Source organism: Pseudomonas sp. B21-028, assembly GCF_024749045.1.
Taxonomy (GTDB): Bacteria; Pseudomonadota; Gammaproteobacteria; order Pseudomonadales; family Pseudomonadaceae; genus Aquipseudomonas.
Genome location: NZ_CP087184.1, coordinates 365,761 through 380,581, shown reverse-complemented (window position 1 = coordinate 380,581; position 14,821 = coordinate 365,761). Strand labels below are relative to the sequence as shown.

Sequence of the window (14,821 nt, the reverse complement as noted above, 5' to 3'; positions counted from 1 at the left end):
TTCCTGCCATCAGCGCATTCATTGCGCGCGCAATTTGGGACCGGCCCCGAATTGCCACGCTTCAAAAGAGGTCCCGATGACCATTAGCGACGCACTACACCGCTTGCTACTCGATAACCTCACCACCGCGACCATTCTGCTCGATGCCGAACTGCGCCTCGAGTACATGAATCCGGCGGCGGAGATGCTCCTGGCTGTCAGCGGCCAGCGCAGCCATGGACAATTCATCAGCGAGCTGTTCACCGAATCCGCCGAGGCACTCAACTCCTTGCGCCAGGCCGTGGAGCAGGCTCACCCGTTCACCAAGCGCGAAGCGATGCTCACCGCCCTGACCGGCCAGACGCTGACGGTCGACTACGCGGTAACCCCGATCCTGAGTAACGGCGCCACCCTGTTGCTGCTGGAAGTCCACCCTCGTGATCGCTTGCTGCGCATCACCAAGGAAGAGGCGCAATTGTCCAAGCAGGAAACCAGCAAGATGCTGGTGCGGGGCCTGGCCCACGAGATCAAGAATCCCCTTGGTGGCATCCGTGGCGCCGCGCAACTGCTGGCCCGGGAGCTGCCCGAAGAAAGCCTCAAGGACTACACCAACGTCATCATCGAGGAAGCCGACCGCCTGCGAAATCTCGTGGACCGCATGCTCGGCTCCAACAAACTGCCCGCCCTGGCCCTGTGCAACGTCCACGAAGTGCTGGAGCGCGTCGGCAGTCTCGTGGAGGCCGAAAGCCAGGGCTGCATCACCTTGGTGCGCGACTATGACCCAAGCATTCCCGATGTCTTGATCGACCGCGAACAGATGATCCAGGCCGTGTTGAACATCGTGCGCAATGCGATGCAGGCCATCGGCGGCCAGAACGAATTGCGCCTGGGCCGCATCAGCTTGCGCACCCGCGCCCTGCGCCAGTTCACCATCGGTCATGTACGGCATCGGCTGGTGACCAAGATCGAAATCATCGACAACGGCCCGGGCATCCCCACGGAGCTGCAGGAAACCATCTTCTTTCCCATGGTCAGCGGCCGTCCGGACGGTACCGGGCTGGGCCTGGCCATTACCCAGAACATCATCAGTCAGCATCAGGGCCTGATCGAGTGTGAGAGCCACCCCGGCCACACCACCTTTTCGATCTTCCTGCCACTGGAACAAGGAGCCACATCGACATGAGCCGTAGTGAAACCGTGTGGATCGTCGATGACGACCGTTCTATCCGCTGGGTCCTGGAAAAAGCCTTGCAGCAGGAAGGCATGACCACCCAGAGCTTCGACAGCGCCGATGGCGTGATGAGCCGCCTGGCCCGTCAGCAACCGGACGTCATCATCTCCGACATCCGCATGCCCGGCGCGAGCGGCCTGGACCTGCTGGCACGGATTCGCGAACAGCATCCCCGGCTACCGGTGATCATCATGACCGCCCACTCCGACCTGGACAGCGCCGTGGCGTCCTACCAGGGCGGCGCCTTCGAATACCTGCCCAAGCCGTTCGATGTCGACGAAGCAGTGTCCCTGGTCAAGCGCGCCAACCAGCACGCCCAGGAGCAACAGGGCCTGGAAGAAGTGCCGGCCCTGGCCCGCACACCGGAAATCATCGGCGAAGCGCCGGCGATGCAGGAAGTGTTTCGCGCCATCGGACGCCTGAGCCATTCCAATATCACTGTGTTGATCAATGGCGAATCCGGTACCGGTAAAGAGCTGGTGGCCCATGCCCTGCACCGCCACAGCCCACGGGCGGCGTCGCCCTTCATCGCGCTGAACATGGCCGCGATTCCCAAGGACCTGATGGAGTCCGAACTGTTCGGCCACGAGAAAGGCGCATTCACCGGCGCGGCCAACCTGCGGCGCGGGCGTTTCGAACAGGCCGACGGCGGCACCTTGTTCCTCGACGAGATCGGCGACATGCCGGCCGACACCCAGACCCGTTTGTTGCGCGTGCTGGCGGACGGCGAGTTCTATCGGGTGGGTGGCCATACCCCGGTCAAGGTCGATGTGCGCATCATTGCCGCGACTCACCAGAACCTGGAAACCCTGGTGCACGCCGGCAAATTCCGTGAAGACCTGTTCCACCGCCTGAACGTGATCCGCATTCATATCCCGCGCCTGGCGGATCGTCGCGAGGACATTCCGACCCTGGCCCGGCATTTCCTCAGCCGCGCCGCCCAGGAGCTGGCGGTGGAGCCCAAGCTGCTCAAGAGCGAGACCGAGGAATACCTCAAGAACCTGCCGTGGCCCGGTAACGTACGCCAGCTGGAGAACACCTGCCGCTGGATCACCGTCATGGCCTCGGGACGTGAGGTGCATATCGGCGACCTGCCGCCGGAACTGCTGAACCTGCCACAGGACTCGGCCCCGGTGACCAACTGGGAACAGGCCCTGCGTCAGTGGGCCGATCAGGCCTTGGCCCGTGGCCAATCAAGCCTGCTGGACAGCGCCGTGCCGAGTTTCGAACGAATCATGATCGAGACCGCCCTCAAGCACACCGCCGGCCGTCGCCGCGACGCCGCCGTGCTGCTGGGCTGGGGTCGCAATACCTTGACCCGCAAGATCAAGGAATTGGGGATGAAGGTCGATGGCGGGGATGATGACGAGAGCGACGAGGGCTGAGCTGCCGTTGGCTTTTCGCTGAATCTGAAGGCCAATCGCGAGCAGGCTCGCTCCCACATTGGACATCGGTGTCCGCAAGTTCCTGTGGGAGCGAGCCTGCTCGCGATGCTTTTGAAAGCTCCGTGCACCACACCAATGCACCACGAACCGCAACTGCGCGCTTCATACAGGCCCAGGCCGATCGATTCACCTCGGAAAACCTTACCGTAAAAAAACCAAAGCCCCGGAATACGGGGCTTTGCACAACATCGAAAGGTTTTTCGTGACAAGCCATTTAAAACTGGCACGCCCCCTGCAATAACCCGATCACCACCCAGTTTCGGGGACCTTGGTACAGGCAGGCCGGGGAATCCCCATTTTATCCGGGCTCATCGAGCCCATCGTTTTGGGGGCCTTGATACAGGCAGGTCAAGGTTTCCCTCTTTTATTGCTCCCGGAGACGGACCTCCAGCCGCCAGCGGTCATCCACCTCGCTGCCGGCCCACTCACCCCGCAGTGGACGCGCCGCCACCAATGTCAGCAACAAACCCTTGTCACTCAAGCGCACCCGCCAGTTCACATCCTTGCCGTTGAGCTTCAACTGCCCCTTCTGCGCCGGGCCTTCAGCTTCGAATAATAACGCCACGGAGCCATCGACGATTTCCCCGTGCAGTTTTGGCTCCTCATTGAACCAGGCTACCAGCACCCCATCGCTCACTTCGATGCGTTCCAATACGCTCGGCTCGGGATTGGTCAGACGGCCGATCATCAGGCCAATCATCAACCCGAAGATTGCCAGGGAGCCCATGACGCGCGGGAATAGCTTCGAACGCTCATCGGTTTGCAGCGTAGAATGCGCGTCATCTTTGTTATCGGAGCCGTGCATGTTTCACGTCATCCTTTTTCAACCGGAAATTCCGCCGAACACCGGCAATGTCATCAGGCTGTGCGCCAACAGCGGCTGCCACCTGCATTTGATCGAACCGCTGGGCTTCGAGATGGACGACAAACGCCTGCGCCGCGCCGGCCTCGACTACCACGAGTATGCCACCTTGCAACGTCATGCCGACCTCGCCAGTTGTCTGGAAAGCCTCGGCCACCCGCGCCTGTTCGCCTTCACCACCAAGGGTTCGCGGCCCTTCCATGACGCCAGTTTCGTTGCCGGCGATGCGTTCCTGTTCGGACCGGAAAGCCGAGGCCTGCCGGCCGACGTGCTGGACGCGCTACCCGCAGACCAGCGCCTGCGGCTGCCGATGCGGGAAGGCTGTCGCAGCCTGAACCTGTCCAATACGGTGGCGGTGGCTGTCTATGAGGCTTGGCGGCAGAACGGTTTCGCCTGAATCCATAACGCCAGAAACTCCTGTGGGAGCGAGCCTGTGGGAGCCGAGCTTGCTCGCGATGAACGATGACGCGGTTTAAAGTTGAACCGTGTCGACTCCATCGCGAGCAAGCTCGGCTCCCACAGGGCTCGCTCCCACAGGTTTTGTAGCCGGCTGTCGGGCGCTTATTGAACCGTCGCGCCGCCTTCTTCCTGCATGCGCTGCAGTTCCTGGGCGTACAGGGCGTCGAAGTTCACCGGAGCCAGCATCAGAGCCGGGAACGAGCCGCGGGTCACCAGGCTGTCCAGCGCTTCACGGGCATACGGGAACAGGATGTTCGGGCAGAACGCGCCCAGGGTGTGGCTCATCGAAGCGGCATCGAGGTTCTTGATCAGGAAGATCCCGGCTTGCTGGACTTCAGCGATGAACGCCACTTCGTCCCCGTTCTTCACGGTAACCGACAGGGTCAGCACCACTTCGTGGAAGTCTTCTTCCAGGGCCTTCTGGCGGGTGTTCAGGTCCAGACCTACGCTCGGCTCCCACTGCTGACGAAAGATCGCCGGGCTTTTCGGGGCTTCGAAGGACAGGTCACGTACATAAATGCGCTGCAAGGAGAATTGCGGTGCGGCTTCTTCTTCGCTGGCAGCTGTGTTCTGTTGGTCAGTCATCGCAGATCCTTCTCACTTTCAGGTTCTTTAGGGGATTCAGGCCTGAAGCATTGCGTCGAGCTTGCCGGCGCGCTCCAGGGCAAACAGGTCGTCGCAACCGCCCACGTGGGTGTTGCCGATCCAGATCTGCGGCACGGATGTGCGTCCGGCCTTGCGGGTCATTTCGGCGCGCAGCTGCGGCTTGCCGTCGACCTTGATCTCTTCGAAAGCCACGCCCTTGTTCTGGAGCAGGAACTTGGCTCTGGAACAATAGGGGCAGTAATCGCTGGAATAGACAACGACGTGGGTCATCTCACTTCACCAGGGGCAGGTTGTCGGCTTTCCAGGTCGCCACGCCACCGGACAGCTTGGCGGCGGTGAAACCGGATTTCATCAGTTCGCGGGCGTGGGTACCGGCCGTCTGGCCCATGGCATCGACCAGGATGATGGTCTTGGCCTTGTGCTTTTCCAGTTCGCCGATACGCGCGGCCAGTTTGTCCTGGGGAATGTTCAACGCGCCGACAATGTGACCGGCGGCGAAATCCTTGCCCGGGCGAATGTCCACCACCACGCCAGCGTCCTTGTTGACCAGCGCGGTCAGTTCGGCGGTGCTCAGGCTGCGGCCGCCGCCCTGCATCGTATGAGCGAGCAGCAATGCCAGCAGTACGACGAAGATACCGACGAGAATGTAGTGGTTAGTGGCGAATTCAATCAGGTGAGCAACCATCGAAGGAGGTTCCAGGGCGTTAAAATGTCGGCCAGTATACACAGCACTCAGGGTCGGCCAAACCCCGCCCGGCGGTGACGGCACCGGAACTTACCTTTAAACTGCCCGTCCCTTTTCCATCGTCTTCTTTTAACCAGCCACGAGTGGATTCCATGACTACCACGCCTAAACCTTTGGTCCTGATGATTCTCGACGGCTTCGGTCACAGTGACAGCCACGAATCCAACGCTGTGTATTCGGCCAACAAGCCTGTACTGGACCGCCTGTGGGCCACCGTGCCGAACGGCCTGATCTCCGGCAGCGGCATGGACGTCGGCCTGCCGGACGGGCAGATGGGCAACTCCGAAGTCGGCCACATGAACCTCGGCGCCGGCCGCGTGGTTTACCAGGACTTCACTCGCGTCACCAAAGCGATCCGCGACGGCGAGTTCTTCGAGAACCCGACCATCTGCGCCGCCGTGGATAAAGCCGTGGCCGCCGGCAAGGCCGTGCATTTCATGGGCCTGCTGTCCGACGGTGGCGTGCACAGCCACCAGGACCACCTGATCGCCATGGCCGAACTGGCCTTCAAGCGCGGCGCCGAGAAGATCTACCTGCACGCCTTCCTCGATGGCCGTGACACCCCGCCGAAAAGCGCCGCCTCTTCGATCGAGCTGCTGGACACCACCTTCCAGGCGCTCGGCAAGGGCCGCATCGCCAGCATCGTCGGTCGCTACTACGCCATGGACCGCGACAACCGTTGGGACCGTGTCGCCCAGGCCTACAACCTGATCGTCGATGGCAACGCCGAATTCAGCGCCGCCACCGCCCAGGAAGGTCTCGAAGCCGCCTACGAGCGCGGCGAAAGCGACGAATTCGTCAAGGCCACCACCATCGGCGAGCCGGTCAAAGTCGAGGATGGCGACGCCGTCGTGTTCATGAACTTCCGCGCCGACCGCGCCCGCGAGCTGACCCGGGTCTTCGTCGAAAACGATTTCAAGGAGTTCGATCGCGCTCGCCAGCCAAAACTGGCCGGCTTCGTGATGCTGACCCAGTACGCCGCCAGCATCCCCGCCCCCTCGGCTTTCGCCGCCGGCAGCCTGGAAAACGTCCTGGGCGATTACCTGGCGAAGAATGGCAAGACCCAGCTGCGCATCGCCGAAACCGAAAAGTACGCCCACGTGACATTCTTTTTCTCGGGCGGCCGCGAAGAACCGTTTCCGGGCGAAGAACGCATCCTGATCCCATCGCCGAAAGTCGCCACCTACGACCTGCAACCGGAGATGAGCGCTCCGGAAGTCACCGATCGGATCGTCGACGCCATTGAAAACCAGCGTTACGACGTCATCGTGGTCAACTACGCCAACGGCGACATGGTCGGTCACAGTGGCGTGTTCGATGCGGCGGTCAAGGCGGTGGAATGCCTGGACACCTGCGTTGGCCGGATCGTCGAGGCATTGGAAAAGGTCGGTGGCGAAGCGCTGATCACGGCCGACCATGGCAACGTCGAGCAAATGTCCGACGAATCCACCGGCCAGGCCCACACTGCCCACACCACCGAGCCGGTGCCGTTCATCTATGTTGGCAAACGCGACTTCAAGGTCCGCGACGGTGGCGTGCTGGCCGACGTGGCACCGACCATGCTGATGCTGCTGGGCATGGACAAGCCGGCGGAAATGACCGGGACTTCGATCCTGGTCTGACATCAGGGTCAACCCCAACCCACCCTGTGGGAGCAAAGCTTGCTCGCGATGCGACCGGACGGCCAACATTTTGTTGAATGTACTGGCGTCATCGCGAGCAAGCTTTGCTCCCACAGAGGTTTGGCGGTGATTTGCTGCCTAACTCCAGCCCAGTTATCACACAGCCCCAAATGGGCGTTTTTTTTGCGGCGTGGGGCGGGCATACTAGGCCGTCCCTTTCCCTGGTATCGCCCGCCTCTATGCTTCGCGTCCTGATAGCCCTCGCTCTGACCTGCCTGCTCCAACCGGCCTTCGCTGACGAGCGCGCGCAAACCCAACAGCAGTTGGAAGCCACGCGCCAGGACATTGCGGAGCTGAAGAAGCTGCTGGGCAAGCTGCAAGAAGAGAAAGCCGGCGTGCAGAAAGACCTGCGCGGCACCGAGACCGAGATGGGCAACCTGGAGAAACAGGTCGATGCCCTGCAAAAAGAGCTGAAGAAAAGCGAATCCGAGCTGCAGCGGCTCGATGGAGAGAAAAAAAAACTCCAGAGCGCGCGCACTGAACAGCAACACCTGATCGCCATCCAGGCCCGTGCGGCCTATCAGAGCGGCCGCCAGGAGTACCTCAAGCTGTTGCTCAACCAGCAGAACCCCGAGAAGTTCGCCCGCACCCTCACCTATTACGACTACCTGAGCCAGGCACGTCTGGAACAACTCAAGAAATTCAACGAAACCCTGCACCAACTGGCCAATGTCGAAAAAGACATCGAACTGCAGCAAGCCCAGTTGCTGGTGCAGAAAAGCAGCCTCGACACCCAGCGCGAAGAGCTCGAGAAAGTGCGCAAGGAACGAGCCCTGGCCCTGGCCAGGCTCAATGACGATGTGAAGGCACGGGACAGCAAGCTCAAGGCTCGTGAGCAAGACCAGGCCGAACTGGCGAAAGTATTGAAAACCATCGAGGAAACCCTGGCTCGCCAGGCTCGAGAGGCAGAGGAAGCGCGGCAGAAAGCGCTGATTGCCCAGCAGGAAGCCGAAAAAAAGCGTTTGCGTGAAGCCCAGGCCGATGCGGACTCGGACGATGCACCGCGCAAACCGGCGAAGTCCAGCCCTGGCGCATTGGTTTCCAGCGACGGCGAAACCTTCGGCGGCGCCTTTGCTTCCGCCCGGGGCAAACTTCCATGGCCGGTCAATGGTCGATTGCTTGCGCGCTTTGGTGAAACCCGCGGCGACGACACCCGTACCAAATGGGACGGCGTGATGATCAGCGCTTCCGCCGGCAGCCAGGTGCATGCCGTTCATGGCGGGCGGGTGGTGTTCGCCGACTGGCTGCGCGGCGCCGGCCTGCTGGTGATCCTCGACCACGGCAACGGTTACCTGAGTCTGTATGGCCACAACCAGACGCTGCTCAAGGCGGCGGGGGATGTGGTCAAGGCCGGTGAGTCCATCTCCACGGTCGGCAACAGTGGCGGGCAGGATACGCCCGCGCTGTATTTCGCAATTCGTCAGCAGGGTCGCCCCAGTGACCCGGCCCAATGGTGTCGTGCGCAAGGATAAGCGCGCCCATCCAACTAAGGAGTTCGTTCGACATGCTGCATTTGTCCCGCCTCACCTCGCTGGCCCTGACGATCGCCCTTGTGATCGGCGCGCCCCTGGCTTTTGCCGCAGGACCGGCCCCGTCGGCACCTGCCGCCACGGCCGCGACCACCAAGGCCCCGTTGCCGCTGGATGAGCTGCGCACCTTCGCCGAAGTCATGGACCGGATCAAGGCCGCCTACGTCGAACCGGTGGATGACAAGATGCTGCTGGAGAACGCCATCAAGGGCATGCTCAGCAACCTCGACCCACACTCGGCCTACCTGGGGCCGGAGGATTTTGCCGAATTGCAGGAAAGCACCAGCGGCGAGTTCGGCGGCCTGGGTATCGAAGTCGGCAGTGAGGACGGCTTTATCAAGGTGGTCTCGCCAATCGACGACACCCCGGCCTCCAAGGCAGGGATCCAGGCCGGCGACTTCATCGTCAAGATCAACGGCCAGCCGACCCGCGGCCAGAGCATGACCGAAGCCGTGGACAAGATGCGCGGCAAGATCGGCCAGAAGATCACCCTGACCCTGGTGCGCGACGGCGGTACGCCGTTCGACGTGACCCTCACGCGAGCGGTCATCCAGGTCAAGAGCGTGAAGAGCCAGCTGCTGGAGTCGGGCTACGGCTACATCCGCATCACCCAGTTCCAGGTCAAGACCGGCGAAGAAGTCGCCAAGGCCCTGGCCAAGCTGCGCAAGGATAATGGCAAGAAACTCAACGGTCTGGTCCTGGACCTGCGCAACAACCCCGGCGGCGTGCTGCAATCGGCGGTGGAAGTGGTCGATCACTTCATCACCAAGGGCCTTATCGTTTACACCAAGGGGCGTATCGCCAACTCCGAGCTGCGTTTCTCGGCCACCGGCAACGACCTCAGCGAAGCCGTGCCACTGGTGGTGTTGATCAACGGTGGCAGTGCCTCGGCCTCGGAAATCGTCGCCGGCGCCCTGCAGGACCAGAAACGCGGCGTCGTCATGGGTACCACCAGTTTCGGCAAGGGCTCGGTGCAGACCGTGCTGCCACTGAACAACGATCGCGCCCTGAAGATCACTACCGCGCTGTACTTCACGCCCAACGGCCGCTCCATCCAGGCCCAGGGCATTATCCCGGATATCGAGGTGCGCAAGGCCAAGATTACCAACGAGCAGGACAGCGAGTATTTCAAGGAAGCCGACCTGCAAGGTCATCTGGGCAATGGCAACGGCGGCGCCGACAAGCCGAGCGGTTCCGGCGGCAAGGCCAAGCCGATGCCGCAGGATGACGATTACCAACTGGCCCAGGCCCTGAGCCTGCTCAAAGGACTGAACATCACTTCCGGCCGCTGAGATGCGCCGGCGCTTCATCCTCGGCCTGTTGTGCTGCCTGGCGAGCGCTGCTTTTGCAGCGCCCGACACACCCACGGCTTCACCACACAAGGCCTACCTGAGCCTGATCATCGACGACCTGGGGCAAAACCTGCCCCGGGATCGCCGGGTATTGGCGCTTCCCGGCCCAGTCGCCACCGCGATCATGCCCGACACGCCCCACGCCGCCGAATTCGCCCGCGAGGCTCACCGCGCCGGCAAGATCGTCATGCTGCACATGCCCATGGACCCGGCGACCGGGCCGTTCGCCTGGCATCCCGAGCTATCGATTGAAGAGCTGGGAAAACGCCTCGACGCCGCGTTCGCCGCCGTGCCCTATACCAGCGGGATCAACAACCACATGGGCAGCCGCATGACCGCCCAGCCCCAAGCCATGGCGTGGCTGATGGCGGACTTGCAACAGCGGCACAAGTTCTTCGTGGACAGCCGCACCAGCGCCCAGACCGTCGCCGCCGCCGAAGCCCAGAAGATTGGCCTCGCGAGCGTGTCGCGGGATGTATTCCTCGACGACGAGCGCACTGAAGCCGCCATCGCCCACCAGCTACAGACCGCCATCGACCTGGCCCGCCGCCAGGGTTCGGCCGTGATGATCGGTCATCCCTACCCGCAGACCCTGGCGGTGCTCGAACGCGAACTGCCCCGGCTCAAGGCCCAGGGCATTGAATGGATCGATATCAAGTCGATGATCAGCCTGCGCAGCAATCGGGCGATGACAGGGCATGGGAAAGATGGGGTGTATCGATAACCGCGTCGCGGCAATCGTCGGATCGCCGCCCGGAGCAGGCTCGGCCAGACTCGATCATCTGTGGGAGCGGGCTTGCTCGCGAAAGCGGTGTATCAGTCAATTTGATATTGGCTGACATGACGCCTTCGCGAGCAAGCCCGCTCCCACAGGGGGATCGAGGGCGTTTCAGATAATGCGGTCACCGCCGCCAATGTGGGAGCGAGCCTGCTCAGGGCGGCGATCCGACGATGGGGCCAGACGGGCCGGCAAATCTCTCAGAGATAGCGCGCCATGATCACGTCCACCGTACCTTCCTTGCGCAGCTCATCCAGGGCTTTTTGCAGCCGTGCGACCACATCGTCGGGCACATCCTTGTTCAGCGCCAGGTACAACTCGGCACTGTTGAATCGCAGCACGGTCTTGAGATCGTTCACGCCTTCCTGGCGAGCCAGGTAACGCCCGGCCGGGTCGCCGGTGGCCCACAAGTCGATTTGACCGTTGACCAGTTTTTTGGCGTTGTCCTGATCGCGCAGCACAACAATTGGATTCAACCCTTGCTTGCCCAGTGTCTCGGCAATCGCGTCGCCCTTGTAGGCGCCGATTTTGTACTGGCGCGCCTGCTCCAACGAGTTAAGGGCAATCTTGCTGTCCGCCCTGGCAAGCATGATCCAGTCGTCCGGACCGATGGGGCCGACCCATTTGAAAAGCGCTTCACGCTCCGGCAACCGCGCCATGACAAACACACCGTAGCCGGGATTTTCCAGGGCAAGCTTATAGATGCGTTCCCAGGGAAAACGCAGTGTCAGGCTGTAGCTGATATCGGCGCGCTTGAAGATCTCGCGGACGATATCAACGGCGATGCCATGGATGTTCTCGTCCTGGGCGAAGTTCTTGCCGTTCTTGGCCATGTTGTACGGCGGGAAGTTTTCCGTCAGTAGTACCAGCGACGTATCGGCGGCGCGGGCGGTCCCTGCGAGCAGCAACGTGGCACCGGCAAGGGCAAGAACGAGGCGTTTGAGCATGTCGGGCTACCGCAATCCATGGTGTGCCCAAGAGTGCCTTGGGCCCGCCATGGTGTCCAGCGATCAGCGAATGCAGATACCGCGCTGTGCCATGTAGGCCTTGGCTTCCGGCACGGTGTATTCGCCAAAGTGGAAAATGCTCGCCGCCAGCACTGCGCTGGCGTGGCCTTCGAGAATGCCGTCGGCCAGGTGTTGCAGGTTGCCGACACCGCCGGAGGCAATCACCGGGATGCCCAGGGCATCGCTGATGGCGCGGGTGACGCCCAGGTCGAAACCGTTCTTCATGCCGTCCTGGTCCATGCTGGTCAGCAGGATCTCACCGGCGCCCAGGCTTTCCATCTTCTTCGCCCACTCGACGGCGTCGAGGCCGGTGGGCTTGCGGCCGCCGTGGGTGAAGATTTCCCAGCGCGGAGGTTCGCCCGGGCCGGACACCTTCTTCGCATCGATCGCCACGACAATGCACTGCGAGCCGAAACGCTCGGCGGCCTCGCCGACGAATTCAGGATTGAACACGGCCGCGGTGTTGATCGACACCTTGTCCGCACCGGCGTTGAGCAGGTTGCGGATGTCTTGCACGGTGCGCACGCCACCGCCCACGGTCAGCGGGATGAAGACCTGGCTGGCCATGCGCTCGACGGTATGCAGCGTGGTATCGCGGCCATCGACGCTGGCCGTGATGTCCAGGAAGGTAATCTCGTCCGCGCCCTGCTCGTCGTAGCGACGGGCGATTTCCACCGGGTCGCCGGCGTCACGGATGTTCTCGAACTTGACGCCCTTGACCACCCGGCCGTTATCCACGTCCAGGCAAGGGATGATGCGTTTGGCCAGCGCCATGATGAGTCCTCAGCCTGTGTAAGAATCGCAGAAGGCCTGAGCCTCGGCGACGTCCAGGGTGCCTTCATAAATCGCGCGACCGGTGATCGCACCGATGATGCCGGGCGCCTTGGCGTCGAGCAGCGTCTTGATGTCGCCCAGGTTGTGGATACCGCCGGAGGCGATGACCGGGATCTTCGTGGCCGCGGCCAGGGCAGCGGTGAACGGGACATTGCAGCCCTGCATCATGCCGTCTTTGGCGATGTCGGTGTAGACAATGGCAGACACGCCGTCAGCCTCGAAGCGCCTGGCCAGGTCGATCACCTGCACGGTGCTGACTTCAGCCCAGCCATCAGTGGCGACGAAACCGTCCTTGGCGTCCAGGCCGACGATGACCTTGCCCGGAAAGGCGCGGCAGGCTTCGGCGACGAACTCAGGCTCCTTGACGGCCTTGGTGCCGATGATCACATAGCTGACGCCGGCCTTGACGTAATGCTCGATGGTTTCCAGCGAACGAATACCGCCGCCGATCTGGATCGGCAGGTTCGGGTAGCGCCTGGCGATGGCGGTGACCACTTCACCGTTCACCGGCTGCCCTTCGAAGGCGCCGTTCAGGTCGACCAGATGCAGGCGACGGCAGCCACCTTCCACCCACTTGGCGGCCATGCTCACCGGATCATCGGAAAATACCGTGGAGTCTTCCATCCGGCCCTGACGCAGACGTACGCAAGCGCCGTCCTTGAGATCGATAGCGGGGATAATCAGCATGCTTTTTCCTTCGTCAAAAGAGCCACAAGCTGCGAGCCACAAGCTGCAAGCATGCGTTTATGTTTCTCTCTTGCAGCTTGAAGCTTGAAGCTTTCAACTGCTTTTTTCGAGTGCCCACAGGTCGCTTTCGATGCTTTCGAACCTTTCCTTAAGGTGCGCCTGCACGTCGAAAATCGCCCTGTTGTAATAGTGCGGAGCAATTTCGCGGGTAAACAGGTCAAGAATTTCCGCCGCCTCGAACGAACCCAGGTCCAGTTCGAAACGATCCTCCATGAACCGCTGGATCTTGCGGTTCGCCTCACTCTCCTGCTCGGGCGTGAGGGTGAGGATTGGCGGTTTCTTGCGCGCCATTACCAGCGGCCATCCCACGCGGCGAAATTCTGCAGCAGTTGCAGGCCATGGGTGTGGCTCTTCTCCGGGTGGAACTGCACGGCGAATCGCGACCCATCGGCCAGGGCTGCGGCGAAATCGACGCCATAGTGACCGCTGCCCACCACCTGCCGCGCATTGCCGGCCGCGATGTAGTAGCTGTGCACGAAGTAGAAGCGCGCCAGGTCCGGAATGTTGTGCCACAGCGGGTGATCCACCGCCTGCTTCACTTCGTTCCAGCCCATGTGCGGGACTTTCAGGTGTTCGGCGTCTTCGTGCAGGTCCTTGCCGAAGAACTTCACCTGCCCCGGGAACATGCCGATGCAATCGACGCCGGTGTTCTCTTCGCTGCGCTCGAGCAAAGCCTGCATGCCCACGCAGATGCCGAGGAACGGACGATCCTGGCTGACTTCGTGGACCAGCGAGTCGAAGCCCAGGCGACGGATCTCGGCCATGCAATCGCGAATCGCACCGACACCGGGGAATACCACCCGGTCGGCTTCGCGAATCACGTCGGCATCGCTGGTGATCAGCACCTTGCCGGCGCCCACATGCTCAAGGGCCTTGGCCACCGAATGCAGGTTGCCCATACCGTAGTCGATAACCGCAACCGTCTGCATTACAGGACGCCCTTGGTGGAGGGCATCTGCCCGGCCATGCGGTCATCGAGTTCCACGGCCATGCGCAGGGCGCGGCCGAAAGCCTTGAACACGGTTTCGATCTGGTGGTGGGTGTTGTGCCCGCGCAGGTTGTCGATGTGCAGGGTCACGTTGGCGTGGTTGACGAAGCCCTGGAAGAACTCCTGGAACAGGTCGACATCGAAGCCGCCGACGGTAGCGCGGGTGTACGGCACGTGCATTTGCAGGCCAGGACGACCAGAGAAGTCGATGACCACCCGCGACAGTGCTTCATCGAGCGGCACGTAAGCGTGGCCGTAGCGACGGATGCCCTTCTTGTCGCCGATGGCCTGGGTGAAGGCCTGTCCCAGGGTGATACCGACGTCTTCCACCGTGTGGTGGTCGTCGATATGCAGGTCGCCCTTGCTGACGATGTCCAGGTCGATCAGCCCGTGACGGGCGATCTGGTCCAGCATGTGCTCAAGAAAAGGCACGCCGATATCAAACCGGGCCTTTCCGGTGCCATCCAGGTTGATCGAGGCTTTGATCTGGGTTTCCAGAGTGTCGCGCTCGACAGACGCCTTACGTTCGGCCATCACCAGCTCCGCAAAATCATTGGGCGAAAAAGGCAGCCATTAT

The 14,821-nt window shown here is 61.9% G+C and carries 17 protein-coding genes; 7 read left to right on the top strand and 10 right to left on the bottom strand.

Going from position 1 to position 14,821, the window contains the following annotated elements; all coding sequences use genetic code 11:
- Positions 1-76 precede the first annotated feature (76 nt).
- Positions 77-1,162 carry a nitrogen regulation protein NR(II) gene (gene glnL, locus LOY35_RS01755; protein WP_258629992.1) on the top strand — a complete coding sequence of 362 codons (1,086 nt, stop codon included), beginning with the start codon at positions 77-79 and terminating at the stop codon, positions 1,160-1,162.
- Positions 1,159-2,595: a nitrogen regulation protein NR(I) gene (gene ntrC / locus LOY35_RS01750; protein WP_258629990.1), complete on the top strand. Its 1,437-nt coding sequence runs from the start codon at positions 1,159-1,161 to the stop codon at positions 2,593-2,595. The genes glnL and ntrC overlap by 4 nt, the downstream gene beginning before the upstream one ends.
- Before the next feature lie 424 nt (positions 2,596-3,019).
- Here the strand turns inward: ntrC and LOY35_RS01745 are convergent, their stop codons facing one another.
- The gene (locus tag LOY35_RS01745) at positions 3,020-3,460 is read right to left on the bottom strand and encodes a hypothetical protein (RefSeq protein WP_258629987.1); all 441 of its coding nucleotides are present in this window, start codon (positions 3,458-3,460) and stop codon (positions 3,020-3,022) included.
- Between LOY35_RS01745 and trmL the strand changes: the two genes are divergently transcribed.
- Positions 3,459-3,914 carry a tRNA (uridine(34)/cytosine(34)/5-carboxymethylaminomethyluridine(34)-2'-O)-methyltransferase TrmL gene (gene trmL / locus LOY35_RS01740; protein WP_046064092.1) on the top strand — a complete coding sequence of 152 codons (456 nt, stop codon included), beginning with the start codon at positions 3,459-3,461 and terminating at the stop codon, positions 3,912-3,914. The two genes, LOY35_RS01745 and trmL, sit on opposite strands and share 2 nt — an antisense overlap.
- A 164-nt stretch (positions 3,915-4,078) precedes the next feature.
- On the opposite strand, the gene secB is transcribed toward trmL, so the two are convergent.
- From secB to LOY35_RS01725, 3 genes are read right to left on the bottom strand one after another with little or no spacing between them, the layout of a single operon-like run.
- Entirely contained in the window at positions 4,079-4,561 is a 483-nt protein-coding gene (gene secB, locus LOY35_RS01735; RefSeq protein WP_041024716.1) for a protein-export chaperone SecB, read from the bottom strand.
- A gap of 36 nt (positions 4,562-4,597) precedes the next feature.
- Complete coding sequence (gene grxC / locus LOY35_RS01730) at positions 4,598-4,852, bottom strand: glutaredoxin 3 (RefSeq protein ID WP_258629983.1); 255 nt, start codon at positions 4,850-4,852, stop codon at positions 4,598-4,600.
- A gap of 1 nt (position 4,853) precedes the next feature.
- Complete coding sequence (locus LOY35_RS01725; protein WP_258629982.1) at positions 4,854-5,267, bottom strand: rhodanese-like domain-containing protein; 414 nt, start codon at positions 5,265-5,267, stop codon at positions 4,854-4,856.
- A gap of 152 nt (positions 5,268-5,419) precedes the next feature.
- On the opposite strand from LOY35_RS01725, the gene gpmI reads away from it, so the two are divergent.
- The 4 genes from gpmI (at position 5,420) to LOY35_RS01705 (ending at position 10,614) form a co-directional block, all read left to right on the top strand.
- Positions 5,420-6,949, top strand: a complete 1,530-nt coding sequence (gene gpmI / locus LOY35_RS01720) for a 2,3-bisphosphoglycerate-independent phosphoglycerate mutase (RefSeq protein WP_258629981.1) — start codon at positions 5,420-5,422, stop codon at positions 6,947-6,949.
- A gap of 239 nt (positions 6,950-7,188) precedes the next feature.
- Positions 7,189-8,481, top strand: coding sequence for a murein hydrolase activator EnvC (locus LOY35_RS01715; protein ID WP_258629979.1), 1,293 nt, complete (start codon positions 7,189-7,191; stop codon positions 8,479-8,481).
- A gap of 32 nt (positions 8,482-8,513) precedes the next feature.
- Positions 8,514-9,830, top strand: coding sequence for a S41 family peptidase (locus LOY35_RS01710; RefSeq protein WP_258629978.1), 1,317 nt, complete (start codon positions 8,514-8,516; stop codon positions 9,828-9,830).
- A gap of 1 nt (position 9,831) precedes the next feature.
- Positions 9,832-10,614, top strand: a complete 783-nt coding sequence (locus tag LOY35_RS01705) for a divergent polysaccharide deacetylase family protein (RefSeq protein WP_258629977.1) — start codon at positions 9,832-9,834, stop codon at positions 10,612-10,614.
- 254 nt (positions 10,615-10,868) lie between these two features.
- On the opposite strand, the gene LOY35_RS01700 is transcribed toward LOY35_RS01705, so the two are convergent.
- From LOY35_RS01700 to hisB, 6 genes are all read right to left on the bottom strand, one after another.
- On the bottom strand, positions 10,869-11,615 hold the full coding sequence (locus LOY35_RS01700; protein ID WP_258629976.1) for an ABC transporter substrate-binding protein: 747 nt from the start codon (positions 11,613-11,615) through the stop codon (positions 10,869-10,871).
- Positions 11,616-11,678: 63 nt separating this feature from the next.
- Positions 11,679-12,449 carry an imidazole glycerol phosphate synthase subunit HisF gene (gene hisF, locus LOY35_RS01695; protein ID WP_258629973.1) on the bottom strand — a complete coding sequence of 257 codons (771 nt, stop codon included), beginning with the start codon at positions 12,447-12,449 and terminating at the stop codon, positions 11,679-11,681.
- A gap of 9 nt (positions 12,450-12,458) precedes the next feature.
- A complete protein-coding gene (gene hisA / locus LOY35_RS01690) occupies positions 12,459-13,196 on the bottom strand; it encodes a 1-(5-phosphoribosyl)-5-[(5-phosphoribosylamino)methylideneamino]imidazole-4-carboxamide isomerase (protein WP_047699828.1) in 738 nt (245 codons plus the stop codon).
- Positions 13,197-13,289: 93 nt separating this feature from the next.
- On the bottom strand, positions 13,290-13,547 hold the full coding sequence (locus tag LOY35_RS01685) for a DUF2164 domain-containing protein (protein WP_258629971.1): 258 nt from the start codon (positions 13,545-13,547) through the stop codon (positions 13,290-13,292).
- Positions 13,547-14,185, bottom strand: a complete 639-nt coding sequence (hisH, locus tag LOY35_RS01680; RefSeq protein ID WP_258629970.1) for an imidazole glycerol phosphate synthase subunit HisH — start codon at positions 14,183-14,185, stop codon at positions 13,547-13,549. The genes LOY35_RS01685 and hisH overlap by 1 nt, the downstream gene beginning before the upstream one ends.
- Entirely contained in the window at positions 14,185-14,778 is a 594-nt protein-coding gene (gene hisB / locus LOY35_RS01675; RefSeq protein ID WP_024778052.1) for an imidazoleglycerol-phosphate dehydratase HisB, read from the bottom strand. Before hisB ends, hisH begins: the two co-directional genes overlap by 1 nt.
- Positions 14,779-14,821: the final 43 nt, after the last annotated feature.